A 20,930-nucleotide genomic window follows, 5' to 3' on the forward strand; every position below is an offset into this window, starting at 1 on the left:
AGTCCTCACGCTGCGCGACCGAGCAGGAACGCGTCGGCGCCTCGCCACTTTTCGACCTGAACCAGGCATGAATTCGGGCTCATGCTGCTAGTGCCAGCCGTTTGGGTTCGATCTGGAGTCAGCATATTCATGCAACCGCCGATCTCCACTTGCTCGCCGTCGATTTCGACAAGCCGGAATTCGGCGCTCGCCTCGTACGACTTGACCACTCCCGCACACACCAAGGGAGAAACGTCGGCCGCGCAAATAACGGCGCCGCGATCGTTATGAACTTTGACCAGGTCTCGATGGGAGATGCCTCGACTCTCGGCGTCAGTCGGACTAAGGCGCAGCAGCCAGAAGCGGTGCCCGCCAATCAGTGCGCGATGATCGTCAATGCTATTGACCGCCGAATCCTTGCCATCGCAGTGGGTATGGAAGCTGTAGCGGCTGTGGGTGGCGATCAACTGAAGCGGATAGCGCTGGGCCAGGTCCGAACGCAATCCCTCCCACGACGGGATATATCGATTGAGCGGCGGCCGCTCGGGATTGTCTGCGGTGTGTCGCTTGAGCAGTTCCGGCACGAACTCGAGCTTGCCGCTCGGCGTCTGCAGGCCAACGCCGAATTTCTCGGCGAACTGGGACGGCAACGGATGAGGCTCATGCAGATCTTTTCTACGGCCCTCAGCGAACCAACGCATGTCCACCGGATGACGCAGTTCGGGCTTCTCGGGCGGCACGACGAAATAGCCCTTGCGACAGAATTCTCGCCACGATAGGTGATCCGGCAGATCGGACGAGTCGAATACGCGCTTGACCCAGTTGAGTTCGCTACATCCCTCCGTGAATACTCCGCCCAAGCCGAGCCGCGTCAGGATCTCGGTGAAGATATCGTAGTCGGAACGAGACTCGCCCAAAGGTTCGATGCACTTGTGTTGGAGCGTCACCACTCGATGATTGACCGTGCCAAATCCATGGTGCGCATAGCCGCCGGAGTTCGACCACTCGCCAATGTCCCAGCGCTCCAACGCAGTACATGCCGGCAGGATGACGTCAGCGAATTGTGCCTCGCCCTCCATCCAAATCGACTGATTGACCACAAATTCGATGCTGGGGTGACGGTACGCCTCGGTCCAGCGTCCCGAATTTGTCACGGTGCTGAAAGCGGACCCGCCATAACGATAAATCATGTGGATCGGCGAATAACCGGGCATAGGATAGCTGAACGGCGAAAATTGCGCTTCCTGAGACATCCCGTCCCATAGATATCCGATGGCATGGCCATTGATGATGGCATCGGGCAGTTGCTGCCGCGGCACCATTTGCTTGACCGGGTTCATGGTCAAGATGTGGGGCATGCGCTGATAGTTGTTCACCGCATTGGCCGTCCACGCAAGGTCGCCCGAAATGCCGCCATCCGCATACCCCGGGAAGTAGAAATGCAGATCGTGAGGTACGCCGACCTCAAGACAGCCAAAGTTGACGCCTGGTTTGCCCCAACCCTGCATGGCCATCATCATGATCATGCACCGCGCCCATTGAGCACCGGTCGCGCCGCGGCAGGCGCCGCCAAAGCCGGCGCCCGTCATCCCGACAGCCAGGTGGACTTTCTTGTTCCCCCACCGTCGAGCCAATGCGCGAGCGTCCTTGGCAGGCACGCCCGTTTCCGCTTCCTGCCACTCCGGTGTCTTGGCGATACCATCGATTTCGCCCAACAAGTAAGCCCGCCACTCGTCAAACCCCGACGTCCGCGTAGCGACATAATCTTTGTCGTACAGGCCTTCCACGGCCCATACGTACATCACCGCAGTGGCCAACGCGGCATCCGTTTGGGGGCGGATTGGGATCCAGCGGCCGCCCAACAACTGGGCGGTGGGATTGCAATGGGGGTCGATATGGACGAACTCAAGTCCGAGATCTTTCGCCCATAAGCGGCGCGGCGTGCCCTCGAAGCCAGCATAGGCGCCATTCGTACTCTCCGGATCGCACGACCAGAAGACGATCAACTCCGCCTCCTTGAGCGCGTCCTCCACGCCGCCATAGCCGGCGGGCACGCCGATCCGCATCGCATTGCCGAAATGATGCATGGCCCCCCAATACCACCCTTCCCAGCTATCCGGATTGGCCGCAACCCGGGTAAAGCCGATCAGGTTCGCAAAGCGCGTCAACGCGCTCAGGTAGTAACCTACGTTGCCCCACTGGTGGTGAGACGACATTGGGAAGGTGATGGAACCCGGACCGTGCACGCGCTTTTGCCTGTTGATCTCCTTGGCGACGATGTCGAGCGCCTCGTCCCAACTGATGCGCACATAGCCCGACTTGCCCCGGTTCTGCGGGTTGCGTTCGCCATCCGGATCGAAATCGACCCGCTTCATCGGATGAAGAATGCGTTTGTCGGAGTAGACCAGCGATTTGAGCGTCAAGGCGTGAGGCGCCACTAATCCGCGCCGGGGCGGGCTAAAGCGGCGCCCACGTGCCTCGATTACCCAACTGGCCGCATCGGTATCGTCAAATTCGATAGGCGTCACGCGAACGATTCGCTTGTCCTTGACGTAGACGAACAGCGGCCCGCCGTTGGTGCAGGTGGTGTAGCGGCGCGTGCCGTCACGCATGGGCGTGCCCATCGGCAGGCCCACCGTCTGCATCATGGCGAGCGTTTGCATGAGCCAAACCAGCAGTTCGTCTTCACCCTCGGTCACCACCTTGAAATTCTTGGCGGCGTGGATGATCTCGCCCTGGTCCGGATCGGGGGAGAGAAATTTCAAAGCCGTGGCGACGTCCTTGAAGGCCAAGCGCACGTCGGGGCGCGAAGGTTTGCCGGAGTGCGATCGTATGCGGCCGTTCTTGAACTCGATTGTTCGACCGACGCTTTCGTCCATCAAACCGATCCAGGCAACGAGATTGCGCTCTTTGAGGCGATCACGGTAGACGGGAAAGCGACGCGCCGTCAGCGCAAGAACCTTGGGCAACGCGAAGAGAATAGTTTTAAGAGCCTGTCGTTTCATCTTTCATTCCGCGCGCATTCTTTAAAACGTATAGGCGACGTTCAAGAACGCGCTAAGCGGGTTCAGCCGCAGCGTTGATCTCGAAACGATCTGCATTCCCGCCGCGGTCTGGCCGTACAGCGTCAGATTCGTTTTCACGGGGATGTAATTGAGCGTGGCGCCTACAGACCAGTGCTTGCTGATCGAGTAGTTCGCACCGATCTCAAATACGGGGTTCCATGATGCGCTGAGCGTCGCATGCGCAGAACCGCCGGGTCCAAAGCTGTCAGTAATGAACTGGCTGTTGGTCGCCTGAACCTGGGTGAACCACGTGTAATTCACGCCCACTCCGACGAACGGACGAAATTTCGCTGCGGCGGAAAACAAGTGATACCGAAGCACCAAGGCAGGCGGCATAGGTCGAGTAGAGCCGAGGTTGTCGTACTTCTGCAGTGTCCCGTCGCCCACTAAATTCACTTTCAACGGCAAACCGAACAGCGTGGCTACGCCAATATTGTCCGTGACGTAGTACTCAGCGGTAATTCCCACCGTATCGGTTGACGTTGCATGCGCCCCGCTGCCGACAATTTCTTGATTGGCCGCCACCCCGTTAACGCTTTCCACGATCAACGGGGTAGCGTCGCCTTGCGGCGCGACGTGGAGCCAACCTACCGAAAGCGTCATATTACCGGCGGACTGAGCCATTGCATGTTGACTCAGTGCGACGGATCCCATGCACAAGGTCATGCCAAGCGTGCGGGTGAATCCCTTGCAATACGTCATGTCTCCTCTCCTCTTTTTGAATACATAAAATGGTCACGCAGTGACAATTTTTCGTATTCCTAATTTATTTTAGTTGTACGCATCCGCAGACGCTTGGTGCCGGTACGCTACCGTACGCCGTGCTGTCTAGTCTTCTCAGCCGATTAGAAAACTTGCTCGATGCGAACCAGGCGCGCCAGTGCTCATCGGCTACCGCTCGGACAGGAAGGTGCCTCCTGCACCGCGCAGGACGGTTCCGATCCACTTCCGTCCGGCGTGATCTCGTCGCTCGACTCGACCGGGAGAATGGAAAAAGCGAATGGAAACCGGCCGAGCACGGTTCTCGCTGCCGCCTCCTGAGCGAGATCGATCAGTTCGACGCGCAATACGGTGCCACGCGAGGGATCTTGAACGGCGCTCACGAATGCATCCTGTATTCCGGCGTCGGCCAGCGCCGAGCGCAGGGCGTCGACTGTCTCGCGCCGCCTCAACTCGGGCTTGAATATCTTTCCGACCCCGGTGAGCGGCATCGCCTCGATGATCCGGATACGCTTGGGAAATGCGGCCCGCTCGCCGATTTCGCTTCGCACGAATTGCGCCAGATCGCGCTCGGTCGCCATCGTGCCGGGCTTAAGCTGGACGTACGCAATTGGCAATTCGCCGGCGTGGGCGTCCGGCCGTCCGATCGCCGCGGCTATCTGCACTGCCGGATGGCGATGCAGCGGCTCTTCAATCGTCGCGGGATCGATATTGTGGCCACCTCGAATAATCAAGTCCTTCTTGCGGCCGGTGAGCCAGAAGTAGCCATCGGCGTCGCAACGCCCCAGGTCGCCCGTATTGAACCAACGCTTACCGTCACCAAGCTCGATCCATATGCCTTCGTTGTGCTTGGCCTGAGCGTATCCGGCAAAGACATTCGGGCCTGAGATGACGAGCAGACCGACCTCGTCAACGTCGCAGTCACGCAGATAGCGGCTATTCCCATCGAGTACGACAGCCTTCATTTCCTGCCCAGGAATGCGAAGTCCGATCGAGCCCACGCAGCGCTCGCCGAGCGGCGGGTTCACGCTGCTCACGCACGAGCCTTCCGTAAGGCCGTACGCTTCCAGAATTCGAATACCGGTGCGTTCCTGAAATCCGCGGAACACCTCGACAGGCATGGGGGCCGCACCGCACAGCCCGTATTCGAGCGAACTGATGTCGCGCCCGTCCACGGGAATATCGAGTAGCGCCGCATACAGCGTCGGGACGCCGCTGAAAAAATTGATGTGGTGCCGCTCGATGATTTCCCAGAAGCGCGTAATGACACCTTCGCCTCGGTAGCCTTGCGGCGTTCCGAGAACGACATGGGCGCCTTGAGAGAACGGCAGCAATCCGGTCGCCATGACGGCGTTGACATGAAACAGCGGAAGGCCGCAAAAAATGGTTTTGCCGGGCCCCATACTCTCGCCGAAAAATCGGGCGGTGCTCCAAGCGTTGGCCACTTCGTTGCCATGGCGACGCATGGCAACCTTCGGGAGCCCGGTCGTCCCCCCGGTACTGAAGAAAGACGAGAGGTCATCACGAGCAAAGCGACGGTTGCTCAGTAGCGTAGCGCCAGACTCTCGCTCGACAATGCTGGTGAAGTCGTGAAACTGGATGCCAGGGGGGATGGCCGCCCGCAGCCCTCCCTCACCGTGCAATCGGCTCACTTCGTCGTGGCTGAGCGTGCGCGCGGCGACTTTCCTTTGGCCTGGCACGCGATCGGCCAAGTTGACCAACACCAGATGCTCGAGCGTTGGCACACGGCGCAGGACTGGGTGAATCTTTTCCCACAGGTCGGTTCCGGGAAACGGCGCGAGCGTGACCAGCAGGGTGGCCCCTGCCGCATTCAGCAATTCGGCGATTGATTCACCTTCGAGCAGCGGATTCACGGCGCACGTAATGCCCGCCGCTTGCCCGCCCCAAATGACGAAATGCGTCTCCGGCAAATTCGGCAATACATACGCGATCACCGATCTCGATGTCGCCCCCAGTCGCGTGAACGCGTTCGCGGTCCGGGTGATATCACGAACCAATTCGCTGTAGGTCCAGCACTCCGCGTTGCAATGACTGTCGGCAGTCAAAAAGAACGAGAGCGCCGGCGCGGAAGGATCGATCGCAGCACCTCGGCAAATCATCTCGTAGGTGCTGACAGGCAAATCCCCGGGCAACCCTTGCGCCTCTATTGCAAGGACGTCATTTCGGTTCGAGATTCCTTGCATGGTCATGACGCTTCATCTACCACGTGATTGCGTTGCACGCCGAGGTCGATCGATCCATCCCGGCTCGAGATGCGCGACTCCACCATATCGCCTGCGCGCAAATACTCCGGCCTGGCTGCCTGGATTTCCATGAACATCTTCCATTTGGCCTCTTCCGACAGCGCCGCCGCAAGACGCTGTTTCATCGGCGACGGGACGGACAGCGCGCAGCCCGCCGGCGTCCCCGTGGAAAGCAGGTCTCCGATGTATAGGTCATGGACGCCGGAAATCTCGGTCAACGTTTCGGCGGGGCCATAGACCAGGTTGGTCGTCGAGTCTTTTTGCCGGACCGATCCGTTGACTGTAAGCGTCAACTCGAGTTCGCCGAGCTTGGCCATGTCCGACTTTTCGAATAGGCACAGATATGGTCCGATGGGCCCGAACGTGCGGTAGCTCTTGCCCTTGTAAAACTGCATCTGCGGAATCTGAATATCGCGCGCGGAATAATCATTGACGATGACGGCGCCGGCGATGTACTCGTGCAAATCCGCTTCGGTGATTAGACAGCGCGACGTGACGTTCTTCTTGAGCACCAGACCCAATTCAATTTCGTAATCGAGGAACCTCACATGTGCGGGCTTCACAACAGGCGAATCCGCGGCGACGATGCAACTCGTCGCCTTCGTGAACAGCATGTTGAACTTCTTCGCGTCCGGGTCCATCCCCGATTCGATCATATGTTGTCGATAGTTCGCGCCTTGGCAGATGAACTGCTGATTGGCCGTGACGGGCGAGAGCCATTGGACTGCCGACTCCGCGATCGTCGGTCCGTCGAGTTCACGCAGGCGTTCGACCGGATTGCCGACGATGAATTGCGCCGTCGTTGCGAATTCGCCGGGAATGGGCGTGATGGCGCCGTTTCGGATCACACCCCAACGAGCGTGGCCCTCGTGCCGAAAATGCAGAACGTGCAGTGACATGGTGTCGAGTCTCTAAGGTTCGAGAGAAGGAGGTTTCAGGCAAAGATTTTGGCGAGCGTCAGAAGCTTTCTCACCGTGAGATCCGGACTGCGTCGAAGATTACGGAACAGGGCTACCAAGCTGGAAGGCGTGAAGCGTGGCTTGGTGAAACTGCGCGGCATCGCCGGCCCCCATTGGGCCATCGCCTCTCGGCTGACCCCATGCAAGCCCGCCGGCACCTCCGAGGTAAAGAGATCGCCGTCGCAATAGTGTTCATGCTTGTCGCCCCATGGGTCCTGCCAGTAGTCGAATATCTGACTGCCCAGAATGTGACGCCCAATGCCCCACGCATGCATCCAGCCCTTCTCACGCAAGACCCGTTGCCCCATGCCGACTGCATCCGCATCGATCAATTCATACGCGCTATGGCTGTATTTCGGGACAAAGCCTTGAGCTAACGCAAGCGTGTGATGGTCTGCAGGCCGCTCGCCAAGGTCGAGCCGCATGAATGCAACGGCGGGCGAGCCGTCAGGCAGTGTCTGCACATCGCTCGGAATGAATCCGAAGTGCTGCGCATACCAAGCGCACGTTTGTTGGAAGTCAGCCAACTCGAGCACGATGTGCCCCAGCTTGATGACTTCGGGAGCCTGTGCCGGCGGACGCTGCGTCTCGTTGACTCGTACCGCCGAGTCAACGGAATTGAACTGAAGCGCGTCTCGGTGAGGTAACGGATCAGCGTCACGTCGGCCCCAAACCGCATCGACGCGAAAGCCCGAGGGGTCGGTCAACGTCACGCGGTATCCGCCACCAGGCCAATCCGACAACTCGACGCCAGAAGCACCGGGGAGCTTGGCAAATGCATCTAGGTCGGCTCTGCTGTCGATCTGCAACCCAAAACCGACGAACTGCGCCTTCTGCCCTTGGCGCACGACATAGCAGAACGGCGCAGGACCAGTGCCGCGCAGCAACAACAGCCCTTCACTGCGCAACACAGTGCGCAGGCCGAAGTCGTTGAGAAATCGCTCCGCTCGTTCCAGATCGGGGCGGTCGAAGATCAGGTAAGCCAACGCCGACGCTTTCGTCGTTGGATGGGGATGCCGCGACGGCTGTGCAGTCGTCAATTTCATGTCGCCTCCTATCGTCTCTATAGGTCGTTCGTCTGATTTATTGTTCGACCATTTTGTGACATTAAAGTCATCAATGATATTTCTGTCAATAAGCAATATCGCCCCCCCCCCAACTCTTGCGGTGAAACCGCCCCGACGGGGACTTCACTCCAGAGCGCTGGCGTGCATTTTTATGACACACCGTCACAAGTGATGTTATTATCATATATGTGTTATGTATCGCATATGCAGCTGACGTCGATGCGGGGCGGTCGACCGCTACCTCGATAGTCAGCCCCAGCAACCAGGCACGAGTCCCAAGATGTCGACGAACCCACCCGCAACGCATGAACTCCGGCGAGACAATCCACGTCCCCCCCCCTATCAGCGGCAGGCATTGCTCTGGGGGGCATTCGCAATCGGGCTCGGCGCGCTGATGTGGGTACTGCGTCCGGTACTGACGCCGTTCCTGCTCGGCGGGCTGATCGCATATATGCTTCAGCCTGGCGTTGAATGGCTCGTACGCCAGCGTGTTCCACGCTCTCTCGCGGCGATTGTCATGATGTTTTTGTTTGCATCGGTCATCGCGTCACTCGGGCTACTGGTATTCGCCGTGGTCCAAAAGGAGTTGCCGGTGCTCGCCGCGCAGATCCCGGAACTCACCGCTAAAATCAATGGCTGGCTGCAGCCGAAGCTCGACGCCTTCGGCCTCGCAGGCTCGTTCGATTTGTCGAGCCTGCGCACCCTGCTGACGAGCCGGCTCGACGGTGGCGGACAATCGGTTCAACTCGCCGCGTGGCGCTATCTGCGCACCAGCGGCAGCGCATTGGTCGCGGTGGTGGGCAACGTCGTGGTGGTACCGCTCGTGCTGTACTACCTGCTGTACGACAGGGGCATGGTGTTCGCTCGGATTGAAAGCCTCGTGCCGCGACCGTGGCTCGGCAAGACGCGCGCGCTTATGACCGAGATGGATCAGATGCTGTCGCAATACTTGCGCGGGCAACTGCTTGTCATGGTCGCGCTCGCCACGTTTTATCCGATCGCGCTGGGCCTCGCCGGCTTCGGCATCGCATTGCCCGTCGGTTTATTCACCGGGCTTGCCGTCTTCATTCCCTATGTCGGCTTCGCCACGGGACTCGGGCTCGCGCTACTCGCAGCGCTACTCCAGTTCGGCAACTGGTACGGCTTCGGCACAGTGGTTCTTATCTATGGGATTGGGCAGGTGCTCGAGACGGCGTTTCTTACGCCTCGGCTGATCGGCGAGCGAATCGGCCTGCATCCGCTTGCGGTGATTTTCGCGCTGCTGGCGTTCGGCCAATTGTTCGGTTTCTTCGGTGTGTTACTCGCGCTTCCGGTCAGCGCCATCCTGGCGACGGCACTGCGTGAGGTGCGCAGGCGATACCTTGCAAGTGCCCTATATGGGAATTTGCGGGAGGACGCGTCACCGCGCCGCTCGCCCGCAATCTGATGTCGGCCACACACCCGACTCGCCATCATGTAGGCCGGAGCCGTCACTACGGAGCGCGCGATGCAGACGGCAACGGCCGCCGCGCGACGCATTCGGCCTCGTTGCGATCCAAACCCAACGCCTGCAATACCACGACTGCGGCGCGCTCGGCAAACCGCTCTTCCTCGGGATCCCGTTCGGGATGCCGTTCTCCCCCAGAACGGCCGTTGGGGACAAGACTCAGTTCGGCAGCGATCGCCGCAAGCACGATGCCGCTCACCGACACGTGGCACATGAAGGGATCGGCCACGGCAAAGCGCCCAGCGGCGATTCCTGCCTCGCTATCGCGCTTCAGCCGCCGGCCCAGACCATCCTCTAGCGCCCGCTCGGAAAAGCCCTCTTTAATTACGAAGTTCCCCCACATCGGGTCAGAATGCGCGCGTATCAAGGTATGCCGCACGCTCACGGCCACCACCTCCGCGGGATCCGACAGGCCGCTCACCAGCGCATCGAGCTGCTCGCCAAACGCCTCGAATACCCAGTCGAAAAGCGCCGCATGAAGGGCGTCCTTGGACTCGAAGTGGTTGTAAAACGAACCGAATCCGACATCGGCCGATTCCGTGATTTCGTTGATGGCCACGTGCTCGACGCCCTTCGCCGCCACGAGAGCGAGCGCTGCCTCGAGCAGGCGGGTCCGCGTCTCTCGCTTGCGCCGCGTACCACGAGATTCGCGGGGTTTGCCCTGCCCCGAGCTTGTCACGGCTGTCACCTCGGCAGCCTGCACGCCAACCGCTGCTGCGGCCCCTTTCCGGGGCCGACGCGACGCGGCGTGCCCGCTTTTCATCGCCTTCGCTGTTCCCTTTTCATCTTCCATTACTTCGAATGATTTCGTCATAATTGACAATTCTATCATTTTAAACTTTAATATCACCAGCGATCAATTCTCGTTGGTGATAACCCTAGCGGATAAATAGCCCCCCCCCCCCTTTCCTCTTGCTAACCCCTTGCTTTGAAAACATCGTGAAACTCCCCGGTCTAGAAACGCGGTCGTCCTCGCACCCGTCTTCCACTGCTTTTCCCCGTCGGGCAGGGCTTTGCCTCGCCGTGTGCGGCGCGGTCTTGCTAGCGGCTTGCCACACGCGCGAACCCGCCGCACCCGACATGAAGCCCGTCGTCGCCCTTGCTGTGCACGCCGACGGTGCGCCCGACGTCACCTCGTTGCCAGCCCAAGTCGAAGCGCGCTACTCGACGGCGCTTTCGTTCCGCGTCGGCGGCAAAATCGCCGAGCGTCGCGTACATTTGGGCGATACGGTAAAAGCCGGGCAAGTGCTCGCGCTGCTCGACCCCACCGATCTGCGCAACAACGCAGCGAATGCACGCGCTCAGCTCGACGCGGCGGAGCACCAATTCGCCTATCAGAAGCAGCAGCTCGCGCGGGATCAGGCACAGGCACAGGCCAACCTGATCGCGCCGGCGCAACTTGAGCAAACGCAAAACGCCTACGCAACGGCGCTCGCGCAGCGCGATTCGGCGTTGGCGCAGATGGCGCTGGCCAAAGACCACCTGCGCTACACCGCTTTGATCGCGGACCACGACGGCGTGATCAAGTCCGAGGATGCCGATACCGGTCAGAACGTCGAGCAAGGGCAGGCCGTCTATCACCTCGATTGGAGCGGGGACGTCGATGTCGCAAGCGACGCCCCCGAGAGCGCACTGAATTCGCTTGCCGTTGGCCAAACCGCGGAGGTGACGCTGATGGCATTGCCCGGCAAGACATTCGAAGCGCGCGTGCGCGAGGTAGCGCCGAGTGCCGACCCGCAAAGCCGCACCTGGCGCGTCAAGCTGACGCTCATTGCGCCGACCCCCGAGATCCGACTCGGCATGACGGCTCAGGTGCAATTCAATATCGCCCGCGCGAACGCCAGCATTTCCCCCTTCGAGCTGCCCGCAACGGCGCTCTTTCATGATGGCGACAAGCCCGCCGTCTGGGTCGTTCAACCGGGCACCAACAAGCTCGCGCTGCGCCCCGTCACCGTTACACGTTTCGGCGAGCGCACGGTTGAAATCAGCGCGGGCCTGCACGACGGCGAGCACGTCGTCGTGCAGGGCGTCCATACCGTAAGCGCCGGCGAGCATGTGAAAGTCGTTGCCCCGCTGCACCCTGAGGATTTCGCATCATGAGCATGGACGACCACGACAAGGTGGGCGACGCCGCGCGTGCCGCGGCCCCCCAGGCTGACGCAGACGCCAAGGGCGGTTTCAATCTTTCCGAATGGGCACTGCGTCATCAGCAGCTCGTGATCTACTTGATCGGGCTGATGACGCTGTTCGGCGTCATCGGCTTTACCCATCTTTCGCAATCTGAAGATCCGCCATTCACGTTCCGAACGATGGTCATTCAAACGTACTGGCCGGGCGCGAGCGCACGCGAGGTGCAGGAACAGGTCACAGATCGCATCGCGCGGCAGTTGCAGGCTGCCCCATACGTCGACAACATCAAGAGCTATTCGCGCCCAGGCGAGTCGATGATCTTCTTTGCGATGAAGGACTCCGCACCCGTCAAGGAGGTGCCGGAAACCTGGTATCAGGTGCGCAAGAAGGTGAGTGACATCCGGGCAACGCTGCCGCAAGGAATCGTCGGCCCGTTTTTCAACGACGAATTCGGCGATGTCTATACAAACATCTATGCGCTCGAAGGCGACGGCTTTTCCCCCGCACAACTGCATGACTATGCAGACCAAATGCGAACGGTGCTCCTACGCGTACCCGGCGTCGCGAAGGTCGACTACTTCGGCGACCCCGACCAGCACATCTTCATCGAGATTTCCAACGCCAAGCTAACGAAGCTCGCGATCACACCCGCGGAATTGGCACACGCCATCGATGCGCAGAATGCTGTGGCGCCGGTCGGCACGTTCACCACTCCCGACGACCGGGTATTCGTTCGTACGAGCGGTGCGTATAAGGATGTGCATGCCATCGAAGACATGTTGATTTCTGTCAATCGCCGCACGTTCCGCCTTGGCGACATCGCGAAAATCCGCCGCGGCTATGATGACCCGCCCGTCACACAGATGCGGACGAATGGTCACACGGTGCTCGGGATTGGCGTCACGATGCAAACGGGCGGCGATGTGATCCGGCTAGGCAAGGCGCTCGACAGCAAGCGGTCCGAACTGCAAGCGCGCCTGCCAGCGGGACTCAAACTCGTCCAGATCTCGAGTATGCCGGACACCGTGAGGCATTCGGTCGACGACTTCGTCGAAGCCGTGGCAGAGGCTGTCGCGATCGTGCTGGTGGTCAGCCTGGTCTCGCTCGGCCTGCGCACAGGCATGGTCGTCGTGATATCGATCCCGATCGTGCTCGCCGTGACCTCGCTGTGCATGTATTTGTTCGGCATCGGCCTGAACAAGGTGTCGCTCGGCACGCTCGTGCTCGCTCTGGGACTACTCGTGGACGACGCGATCATTGCCGTCGAAATGATGGCCGTAAAGCTCGAGCAAGGTTTCAGCCGTATGCGCTCGGCTGCATTCGCCTATAAGAGCACGGCGTTTCCGATGCTCACGGGTACGCTCGTTACGGTATCAGGCTTTCTCCCCATCGCGCTCGCCAAGTCGAGCACCGGCGAGTACACACGCTCCATCTTCGAGGTGTCGGCCATTGCACTCATCGTTTCGTGGTTTGCCGCCGTCGTGCTCGTGCCATTGCTCGGTTACCACTTGCTCCCCGAACGCAAAGCCGGCGAGCACGGTGGTCATGGCCACGACGATGATATCTACAACACGGGCTTCTACCGCCGTATGGCGGGTTGGGTGTCCTGGTGTATCGAGCATCGCTGGCAAGTGCTGGGCGTGACAGCGATCGCATTCGCCGTCGCAATGGTGGCCTTCACACGCGTGCCCAAGCAGTTCTTCCCGAACTCCGAGCGCCCAGAATTGTTGGTCGATATGCGGTTGCCCGAAGGCGCATCGTTCGCGGCGACGCTGCGTGAGGCGCAACGACTCGAACTACTGCTCCGCGGCCGTCCCGAGATCGATCGGGTCGTCGACTTCGTCGGCACCGGAGCGCCCCGATTCTACCTGCCGCTCGATCAGCAGTTGAAGCAGCCTAACTTCGCGCAATTCGTAATAACGGCCAAGAACGTGGAAGAACGCGAGAAGCTCTCGAAATGGCTCGACGCCACGCTAGAGAAGCAATTACCCGGCGTGCGCACACGGGTAGCGCGGCTTGAGAACGGCCCTCCCGTCGGCTATCCGATCCAATTTCGCGTGAGCGGCGACAACATCGCCACCGTGCGTGATGTGGCGCAGAAGGTTGCCGACAAGGTACGTGCTGACGCGCGCACGCGTAATGTGCAGTTTGATTGGGACGAACCGGGGGAACGCTCGCTTACGTTCGAGATCGACCAGAACAGAGCTCGCCAACTGGGCGTAACCTCGCAAGACGTATCGAACTTCCTCGCGATGACGCTCTCCGGCTACACGGTTACACAGTTCCGTGAACGCGACAAGCTGATCGACGTTGATCTGCGGGCACCGAAGAACGAGCGCGTCGACCCGGCGCACCTCACAAGTCTGGCGATTCCGACGCCTAACGGCCCTGTACCGCTCGGCACGCTCGGCCAAGTGCGCACCGCGCTCGAGTACGGCGTGATCTGGGAACGTGATCGGCAGCCAACCATCACGGTACAGGCCGACGTTCGAGGCAACGCACAAGGTATCGACGTCACGCACGACATCGACCGGCAACTGAATGAGCTTCGGGCGCAACTGCCGATTGGATATCGCATTGTGGTTGGTGGCTCTGTCGAGGAAAGCGCGAAGGGTCAGACATCGATCAATGCAGAAATGCCGATCCTCATTATCGCGGTCCTAACGCTGCTCATGATTCAACTGCAGAGCATTTCGCGCACGCTTATCGTCGTGATGACCGCGCCGCTCGGCTTGATCGGCGTGGTCGCCGCGCTGCTTCTGCTCGGCGAGCCGTTCGGGTTCGTCGCCATGCTAGGCGTGATCGCGATGTTTGGGATCATCATGCGCAACTCCGTGATCCTCGTCGACCAGATCGAGCAAGACATCGCCTCCGGCCAACCGCGCTTCGATGCGATCGTAGGCGCGACCGTGAGGCGCTTCCGGCCAATCATGCTTACCGCCGCCGCCGCAGTGCTGGCCTTGATTCCGCTCCTTCGTTCCGGGTTCTTCGGGCCGATGGCCACCGCGCTCATGGGCGGCATCACGATTGCCACTTTGCTCACGCTGTTCTTCCTGCCGGCCCTTTATGCGACTTCCTTCCGTGTTCGCCGAGACGAGCGCGGACCGCAACAGAGCGTCGTCGAGCATGCGGAGATTTGAATATGCAACTTGCCATTAAGACACCCGTAATCGCCGTGTTAGCGGCACTGACAGCGAGCGCCTGCTCGCTAGGCCCGAGCGGCATGCCACCTGCGATGCCGTCGCCCGCGCATTATGGCGCGCTACCGCAACCGGACCAGACTGTAGCGGCGGGAGGCACGGCGCAGCATTTCGTCGTCGGTGCGCCGCCCGTCCCACAATGGTGGAGGCTGTACCGCTCGGAAGCGCTCGATGCACTCGTCGAAGAAGGGTTGCGCAACAACCCGACGCTCGCTGCCACGCAAAGATCGCTGAACTCCGCACAGGAGGATCTACGGGCTCAGATCGGCGCCTCCACCTTGCCGTCGATCGATGCGGGCGGCCAGGTCGAGCGTACGCGTTCGCCGGTTGCTCCCGGCGTTGGTCCCAGCATCCAACGCTACAACGTCTTCGTCGGTCAGTTGCAAGCGCAGTACAATTTCGATCTGTTCGGCGCTGTACGCGACGGGAACAAGGCCAGCGCGGCGCGCGTCGACGTGCAGGCGTATGAGGTCGAGGCGGCGCACCGCGCCCTCGTCGCGAACATCGTCGGCACCACCATCAATGCCGCAGCGCTCGATCGTCAGATCGCGCTCACCGAACGTCTAGTGACAGCCGCCGCCGATACAGCGCGCGACGATGGGCAGCGTCAAATGCTCGGCGCCGTCTCTCATTCGAAAGTGCTCGCATCCGCGCGGCAGGCCGCCGCGCTTGCCGCTACCCTTCCGCCGCTGCGACAGCAGCGCGCGAGTACCGTTCACGCGCTCGCCGTGCTCTTGGGCAGAACGCCTGACGCTGCGCCCGCTGTTCCGGATTTGGAGAGTCTTTCGTTGCCCGAGCGCCTACCCGTCGCCGTACCCGCGCAGTTGCTTCGCTCGCGTCCAGATATTCAGGCCGCCGAAGCCGCTGTGCGAGCGACCGCATTTGACGTCGGTCAGGCGACAGCACAGCTTTTCCCGAATCTATCGTTGACGGCCTCGATGGGCCGTGCGGGATTCAGTTGGCCTGCTCTGCTTTCCGGCGCCGGCGGCATATGGGCGATCGGGGCGAGCCTTTCGCAACCGATCTTCCATGGTGGCGCCTTGCTGGCGCATCGACGTGCGACAAAGGAGGCTTATGAAGCAGCCTTACTTCACTACAAATCGACGGTCCTCTCCGCTTTCGAGAACGTTGCCGATTCGCTCGCAGCGCTCCAGAACGATGCACAGATGCTCGCATCGACCGACAGCGAGGCTAGCTCGGCGCATGAGCTATTCGATGAAACAACGTCGCGTTATCGGCTTGGGTCATTGCCGATATCGGCGGTTCAATCCAGCGAGCAGCAGTTTCTGACCGCACAGCTCGATGCGGTTCGCGCGCAGAGCAAGCGGCTCTGCGATACCGCCGCACTTTTCCAAGCGATGGGTGAATTGCCGCCCGAGCCGGCGACGTCGGCATCGCGCCGTTGAATCGCGCTTGCTCCATCCATTTTCGATCTGGCGCGGCGGCACGCGAGCCGCCCGCGCCTCGATCTTTCGTTCATGTTTGTCGACTCCCTTCTGTATGAAACATCGCGATCTGATTGCCTGTCACGAATGCGACGTGCTCTTTCGCAAGCCGCCGCGTCTGCGCGGTTTGGTTGCACACTGCTCGTCTTGCGGCGCAAACATCAAAGGCGTCCGTCACGCCGGTCTGACGCTCGAGCGGGTTTGCGCGGTGACAGTCGCCTCGCTCGTCACGTACTTGATCGCGCTAGCGTTCCCTGTTCTGGCGCTTGAAACCAATGGCATCACGTCGCACGCCACACTGTTCGAGGCCGTGCAAGCGCTGTGGCAAGACCACATGCACATCGTTGCAGCGATGGTCTTTTGCACCACGATCTTGTTCCCGTTGCTCGAACTCGTCGCGCTACTCTATCTATTGTTGCCTCTGCGTGCGGGCCGTGTGCCGCGCGCCTTCGACGCGGTTCTCCGCCTCGTACAGTTCGTGCGCCCGTGGGGCATGACCGAGGTTTTCATGCTTGGTGTGCTGATCACGATCATGAAGATGGTGAGCCTCGCGCGAGTCATTCCCGAAACGTCGCTGTTTGCGTTCGGAGCGTTGACGCTAATGTTTTGCGTTATCGCCGCTTGCGATCCGCGCATGCTATGGGAGCTTCGCGACGAAGTCATGAATCGAGGCGGCGCCGAGCCGACCGTTCATCCCGCAACGGCCAACGTCAGCGTCATCCACACCGGATTCGTTGCCTGTCATTGCTGCGGGCTTGTTCACTCGCGCAGTGCTCACGCGTCCGACGCGCGCTGCGCACGATGCCGCTCGCCGCTGCATGAACTCCGCCCCGAAAGCATTACACGGACTTTCGGGCTGCTACTCGCCGCTGCTCTGCTCTATATCCCCGCCAATCTATTGCCGATCATGCATACCTCGTCGCTTGGTCGCACTGAGGACGACACGATCCTCGGCGGCATCGCCTACTTCTGGCGGTCGGGAGATTGGCCGCTCGCGGTCATCGTGTTCGTCGCCAGCGTCATGGTGCCGATGCTCAAGCTCGCCATTCTCACGCTGCAAACCGTGACCGCCCATCGCGGTTCCGATTGGCGGCCGCTCGAGCGGGCCAAGCTCTACCGCATGGTGGAGCGCATCGGGCGCTGGTCGATGCTCGACATATTCGTTGTTTCACTCACCGTGGCACTCGTGCGTTTTGGATCGCTCGCGCAGATCACAGCGGGCCCTGGGGCTTTGGCCTTCGGTTCGGTCGTGGTGCTGACCATGCTTGCCTCGAACGCATTCGATCCGCGCCTGATCTGGAAAAACGTCCGCTGCCGGCCGGCGCGCGCTCCCGCATGATCGTGATTTCCACGTGTCCATCGGCTTCGACAACCCTTCACTCGATGTCTTCCAGCGATGCAAATCCCTGACTTGCCGCATCCGGAGATCAAGCCTCGCAGCCGCTGGCTTCCTTCTCTGGTATGGCTGATTCCCATGCTCTCGGCGCTGATCGGTATCGCGCTTCTCGTAAAATCCATTACCGATGAAGGGCCGACAGTGACTGTTACCTTCAACAACGCCGAAGGGCTAGAGGCGGGCAAGACGAAGGTCAAGTACAAGGACGTCGAGATCGGCACCGTGCGCACTATCGCGCTATCGGACGATCTTCGGCATGTTCGCGTCAGGATCCAACTCGGCAAGGAAGCCGAAAAGTTCGCTACCGAGGGATCGCGATTCTGGGTGGTGCGCCCGCGTATCGGTGCGAGCGGCATATCGGGCCTTGGCACGTTACTGTCCGGCGCGTATATCGGCGCCGATGTTGGCCGTTCAACCCAGCACCAAACAATCTTCAACGGTCTCGAGAACCCACCGATCGTGACCGCCGATCAGCAGGGACATCAATACACGTTGCGAGGCGAATCGCTGGGCTCGCTCGATATCGGTGCGCCCATTTTCTACCGTAGGGTCCAAGTCGGGCAGGTTGCCGGTTTCTCGCTCGACCCCAATGGGTCGGGTGTCATCGTCAACGTGTTCGTCAACGCGCCGTACGACAAGTACGTGGGGACCAACACGCGGTGGTGGCACGCGAGCGGCGTGGATCTGCGTCTCGACTCCGGCGGGCTTAAGCTCAATACCCAATCGCTTGCCACCGTGATCATGGGCGGGCTGGCCTTCGAATCTCCGCCCGGATCTAACGTGGGTCCACGAGCGCCCGAGGGGGCGACGTTCAGGCTTGCGTCCGACGAAACGGACGCTATGCGGGAGCCGGACGGGACCCCGCTTTATGTCGTCATGCATTTCAACCAGTCGCTGCGCGGACTATCGGTCGGCGCACCGGTTGACCTGCGTGGCATCACGCTCGGGCAAGTCACCAAGATCGGTCTCGAATACGACGAGAAGGCCATGAATTTCAGCATGGAAGTGACCATGGCGCTCTATCCCGACAGGCTCAGCCGCCGTTCGAACACTGTGCTGCCCGCCCCGAATACACAGGGCGCAAACGACCTACTGCGGCACCTCGTCATGCGCGGACTGCGCGGCCAGTTGCGAACCGGAAACCTGCTGACAGGTCAGCTTTACGTGGCGCTGGACATGTTCCCACAGGCGCCACGCGCGACAGTCGATCTACGCAACACGCCGATCAAGCTGCCCACTGTGCCGAACACGCTCGACGAACTGCAAGTGCAGATTGCCGAGATCGCCAAGAAGCTCAATCAAGTTCCATTCGACAGAATCGGGGCGAATCTGAACGGCACGCTCGAAAGCGCTAATCGCCTCTTTGGCCAGCTAAACACGGAAGTCGTTCCGCAAGCACGATCCACGCTGGCATCCGCCCAGAAGACGTTCGACGCGGCACAAGCGACCCTAGGTCAAGATTCGCCGATGCAAGCGGACGTTCACGGAGCGATGCAGGAATTGACTCGCACGTTGCAGTCCCTGAACGCGCTCTCGGACTATTTGGAACGCCATCCCGAGGCACTCTTATTTGGTAAGAAAGGGGATCGTCAGTGATGTTTAACCTAGAGCATCGGCGCATTGCCGTCATTCGATCGGTCGCGGCGGCGAGTGCGCTCGCGCTATCCGCCTGCGCTTCGTCACCGTCGAGTCGGTTTTATACGTTGGCGCCGAGTGTGAGGGCCGCATCCGCCTCGAGCCTTACCGGCCCCACTGGCTTGATCGACGTTCAGTCGGTCAGCGTGCCGGCCGAAGTCGAGCGCAATCAACTCGTCTTGAGGGTTAGCGATACCCAGGTTCAAGTGCTTGAACACGAACGCTGGGCATCGCCGCTGAGCGACGAAATACGCACAGCGCTATCGATTGCAGTCACGCAACAGTTGGGCGACTTCGATCTTCACCCGCCAAAGTGGAAACGCGGTGCGCCCGCCTATCGCATTGCCGTCGATGTGCAGCGATTCGAGTCGCGGCTGGGGGCGCGGGTAGTGGTCGATGCGATCTGGAGCATTCGCTCGCCGGAAGACCCCGGTGAAAAGCTGACATGTCGCAGCACGGTCGTCGAGCCTGTGTCCGCCGGCTACGATGCCCTGGCGGACGGTCATCGCCGCGCACTGACGGCCATCGCGGTGCAATTGGTGGCGACCGTTCGTGCCCTCGACTCTCGCGCGACTACGTCATCGATGGCAACGACAAACCATGCATTGACTCCAGCGCCAACAGTACATTGCCCGCCAGCTGCGGCCAACGTCGCCATGCATGGGCTACCGAGCGTCGAGTCGAACGCAGCGCGACCGGGGTTCGCGGAATGAACAAATACCGCTTACCTGCCTGCCATGCCGATCATCCGCTGAACGGCTCGCCATTACGGCTTTCGGTCGGCTTCGACAACCGGCTCCACGATCGGCAAGGGACGCGCCGCGACCTTTTCCGCCTCCGCCCGTTTGAGGCCCAACGTTTGCAGCAAAGCGGTGGCCACGCGCTCGGCGAGGTGCTCAGCGCTAAAACCCAGCGCCTTAAGCGCATCGGCACTCAGCGCCCCGGGAGTGTCGACGCCCACTTCAGCTGTCACCGCGGCGAGCACAGTGCCACCCACGGACAAGAACGCGACGAACGGATCGGCGACGGTGAAACGCTTTGCCACGACGCCTATTTGCACATCGCGCAACAACCGTTTGCCCAAGCCATGGTCGAGCATGCGCGACGAAAAGCCTTCCCTGACCAAGAACTGTCCCCACAGAGGCTCGCGATGCGCGCGTATCAACGTATAGCGCACGGAGACGGCGACCACTTCGGCGGGGTCCGAGAGACCGACCGTGAGACGGTCGAGCCAGTCGGCAAATTCCTCGAACACGGACTCGACCAGGGTGGCGTAGATCGCCTCTTTGGACTCGAAGTGGTTGTAAAACGACCCGAAGCCCACGTCGGCCGCCTCGGTAATTTCGTTGATGGCCACCCCCTCCATACCCTTTTCGGCCATGAGTTTGAGCGCTGCCTCGAGCAAGCGAGCCCGTGTCTCTCTCTTGCGGCGGGCGCCGCGCGGCTCGCGCGCTTCGGCAGACGCCTCGGGGACAGCGCTCGCTTGCGCGGCAGCACGCTTTTGTGTAGGACGATTCGAAGTCTTCGGCATGTCGATTCCGGATTAGATCAGATGCGCAGTATAGATTCGAACGTCGTGACTGA

General features: G+C 60.7%; 14 protein-coding genes. 7 read left to right on the forward strand and 7 right to left on the reverse strand.

The features are described 5' to 3' along the window. Nucleotides 1-5: 5 nt before the first annotated feature. From PEP31012_RS04080 to PEP31012_RS04100, 5 genes are all read right to left on the reverse strand, one after another. On the reverse strand, nucleotides 6-2,984 hold the full coding sequence (locus tag PEP31012_RS04080; RefSeq protein WP_150588095.1) for a molybdopterin-dependent oxidoreductase: 2,979 nt from the start codon (nucleotides 2,982-2,984) through the stop codon (nucleotides 6-8). Nucleotides 2,985-3,005: 21 nt separating this feature from the next. Continuing rightward, a complete protein-coding gene (locus tag PEP31012_RS04085; protein ID WP_150588096.1) occupies nucleotides 3,006-3,746 on the reverse strand; it encodes an OmpW/AlkL family protein in 741 nt (246 codons plus the stop codon). 182 nt (nucleotides 3,747-3,928) lie between these two features. Then, complete coding sequence (locus PEP31012_RS04090; protein ID WP_150588779.1) at nucleotides 3,929-5,968, reverse strand: acyl-CoA synthetase; 2,040 nt, start codon at nucleotides 5,966-5,968, stop codon at nucleotides 3,929-3,931. A gap of 2 nt (nucleotides 5,969-5,970) precedes the next feature. Further along, on the reverse strand, nucleotides 5,971-6,927 hold the full coding sequence (locus tag PEP31012_RS04095; protein ID WP_150588097.1) for a fumarylacetoacetate hydrolase family protein: 957 nt from the start codon (nucleotides 6,925-6,927) through the stop codon (nucleotides 5,971-5,973). A gap of 35 nt (nucleotides 6,928-6,962) precedes the next feature. Further along, entirely contained in the window at nucleotides 6,963-8,033 is a 1,071-nt protein-coding gene (locus PEP31012_RS04100) for a VOC family protein (RefSeq protein ID WP_150588780.1), read from the reverse strand. Between the two features lie 301 nt (nucleotides 8,034-8,334). On the opposite strand from PEP31012_RS04100, the gene PEP31012_RS04105 reads away from it, so the two are divergent. Further along, nucleotides 8,335-9,480 (forward strand): AI-2E family transporter, encoded by a 1,146-nt coding sequence (locus PEP31012_RS04105; RefSeq protein WP_150588098.1) that lies wholly within the window; start codon nucleotides 8,335-8,337, stop codon nucleotides 9,478-9,480. Between the two features lie 46 nt (nucleotides 9,481-9,526). Here the strand turns inward: PEP31012_RS04105 and PEP31012_RS04110 are convergent, their stop codons facing one another. Beyond that, nucleotides 9,527-10,303 (reverse strand): TetR/AcrR family transcriptional regulator, encoded by a 777-nt coding sequence (locus PEP31012_RS04110; protein ID WP_150588781.1) that lies wholly within the window; start codon nucleotides 10,301-10,303, stop codon nucleotides 9,527-9,529. A 317-nt stretch (nucleotides 10,304-10,620) separates the two neighbouring features. Here PEP31012_RS04110 and PEP31012_RS04115 point away from each other — a divergent pair, with 317 nt between their 5' ends. The 6 genes from PEP31012_RS04115 to PEP31012_RS04140 all read left to right on the forward strand — a co-directional run bounded on the left by PEP31012_RS04115 (nucleotide 10,621) and on the right by PEP31012_RS04140 (nucleotide 20,059). Further along, the gene (locus PEP31012_RS04115) at nucleotides 10,621-11,640 is read left to right on the forward strand and encodes an efflux RND transporter periplasmic adaptor subunit (protein WP_425494921.1); all 1,020 of its coding nucleotides are present in this window, start codon (nucleotides 10,621-10,623) and stop codon (nucleotides 11,638-11,640) included. Further along, nucleotides 11,637-14,810, forward strand: a complete 3,174-nt coding sequence (locus tag PEP31012_RS04120) for an efflux RND transporter permease subunit (RefSeq protein WP_150588100.1) — start codon at nucleotides 11,637-11,639, stop codon at nucleotides 14,808-14,810. The genes PEP31012_RS04115 and PEP31012_RS04120 overlap by 4 nt, the downstream gene beginning before the upstream one ends. A 2-nt stretch (nucleotides 14,811-14,812) precedes the next feature. Beyond that, a complete protein-coding gene (locus PEP31012_RS04125; RefSeq protein WP_150588101.1) occupies nucleotides 14,813-16,276 on the forward strand; it encodes an efflux transporter outer membrane subunit in 1,464 nt (487 codons plus the stop codon). A gap of 94 nt (nucleotides 16,277-16,370) precedes the next feature. Further along, nucleotides 16,371-17,654, forward strand: a complete 1,284-nt coding sequence (locus PEP31012_RS04130; protein WP_150588782.1) for a paraquat-inducible protein A — start codon at nucleotides 16,371-16,373, stop codon at nucleotides 17,652-17,654. Nucleotides 17,655-17,711: 57 nt separating this feature from the next. Continuing rightward, nucleotides 17,712-19,307 (forward strand): PqiB family protein, encoded by a 1,596-nt coding sequence (locus tag PEP31012_RS04135; protein ID WP_150588102.1) that lies wholly within the window; start codon nucleotides 17,712-17,714, stop codon nucleotides 19,305-19,307. Continuing rightward, nucleotides 19,307-20,059: a PqiC family protein gene (locus tag PEP31012_RS04140; protein ID WP_281355411.1), complete on the forward strand. Its 753-nt coding sequence runs from the start codon at nucleotides 19,307-19,309 to the stop codon at nucleotides 20,057-20,059. The genes PEP31012_RS04135 and PEP31012_RS04140 overlap by 1 nt, the downstream gene beginning before the upstream one ends. A gap of 53 nt (nucleotides 20,060-20,112) precedes the next feature. On the opposite strand, the gene PEP31012_RS04145 is transcribed toward PEP31012_RS04140, so the two are convergent. Beyond that, nucleotides 20,113-20,877, reverse strand: a complete 765-nt coding sequence (locus tag PEP31012_RS04145) for a TetR/AcrR family transcriptional regulator (protein ID WP_150588104.1) — start codon at nucleotides 20,875-20,877, stop codon at nucleotides 20,113-20,115. Nucleotides 20,878-20,930: the final 53 nt, after the last annotated feature.

This window comes from Pandoraea eparura, assembly GCF_902459725.1.
Classification (GTDB): Bacteria; Pseudomonadota; Gammaproteobacteria; order Burkholderiales; family Burkholderiaceae; genus Pandoraea; species Pandoraea eparura.

Bases quoted from the DNA above. Each gene is read 5' to 3' on its own strand.
- PEP31012_RS04085 (WP_150588096.1), bottom strand. From the start codon at position 3,746: ATGACGTATTGCAAGGGATTCACCCGCACGCTTGGCATGACCTTGTGC.
- PEP31012_RS04090 (WP_150588779.1), bottom strand. From the start codon at position 5,968: ATGCAAGGAATCTCGAACCGAAATGACGTCCTTGCAATAGAGGCGCAA.
- PEP31012_RS04130 (WP_150588782.1), top strand. From the start codon at position 16,371: ATGAAACATCGCGATCTGATTGCCTGTCACGAATGCGACGTGCTCTTT.
- PEP31012_RS04080 (WP_150588095.1), bottom strand. From the start codon at position 2,984: ATGAAACGACAGGCTCTTAAAACTATTCTCTTCGCGTTGCCCAAGGTT.
- PEP31012_RS04105 (WP_150588098.1), top strand. From the start codon at position 8,335: ATGTCGACGAACCCACCCGCAACGCATGAACTCCGGCGAGACAATCCA.
- PEP31012_RS04135 (WP_150588102.1), top strand. From the start codon at position 17,712: ATGCAAATCCCTGACTTGCCGCATCCGGAGATCAAGCCTCGCAGCCGC.
- PEP31012_RS04125 (WP_150588101.1), top strand. From the start codon at position 14,813: ATGCAACTTGCCATTAAGACACCCGTAATCGCCGTGTTAGCGGCACTG.
- PEP31012_RS04100 (WP_150588780.1), bottom strand. From the start codon at position 8,033: ATGAAATTGACGACTGCACAGCCGTCGCGGCATCCCCATCCAACGACG.
- PEP31012_RS04120 (WP_150588100.1), top strand. From the start codon at position 11,637: ATGAGCATGGACGACCACGACAAGGTGGGCGACGCCGCGCGTGCCGCG.
- PEP31012_RS04095 (WP_150588097.1), bottom strand. From the start codon at position 6,927: ATGTCACTGCACGTTCTGCATTTTCGGCACGAGGGCCACGCTCGTTGG.
- PEP31012_RS04115 (WP_425494921.1), top strand. From the start codon at position 10,621: ATGAAGCCCGTCGTCGCCCTTGCTGTGCACGCCGACGGTGCGCCCGAC.
- PEP31012_RS04145 (WP_150588104.1), bottom strand. From the start codon at position 20,877: ATGCCGAAGACTTCGAATCGTCCTACACAAAAGCGTGCTGCCGCGCAA.
- PEP31012_RS04140 (WP_281355411.1), top strand. From the start codon at position 19,307: ATGTTTAACCTAGAGCATCGGCGCATTGCCGTCATTCGATCGGTCGCG.
- PEP31012_RS04110 (WP_150588781.1), bottom strand. From the start codon at position 10,303: ATGAAAAGCGGGCACGCCGCGTCGCGTCGGCCCCGGAAAGGGGCCGCA.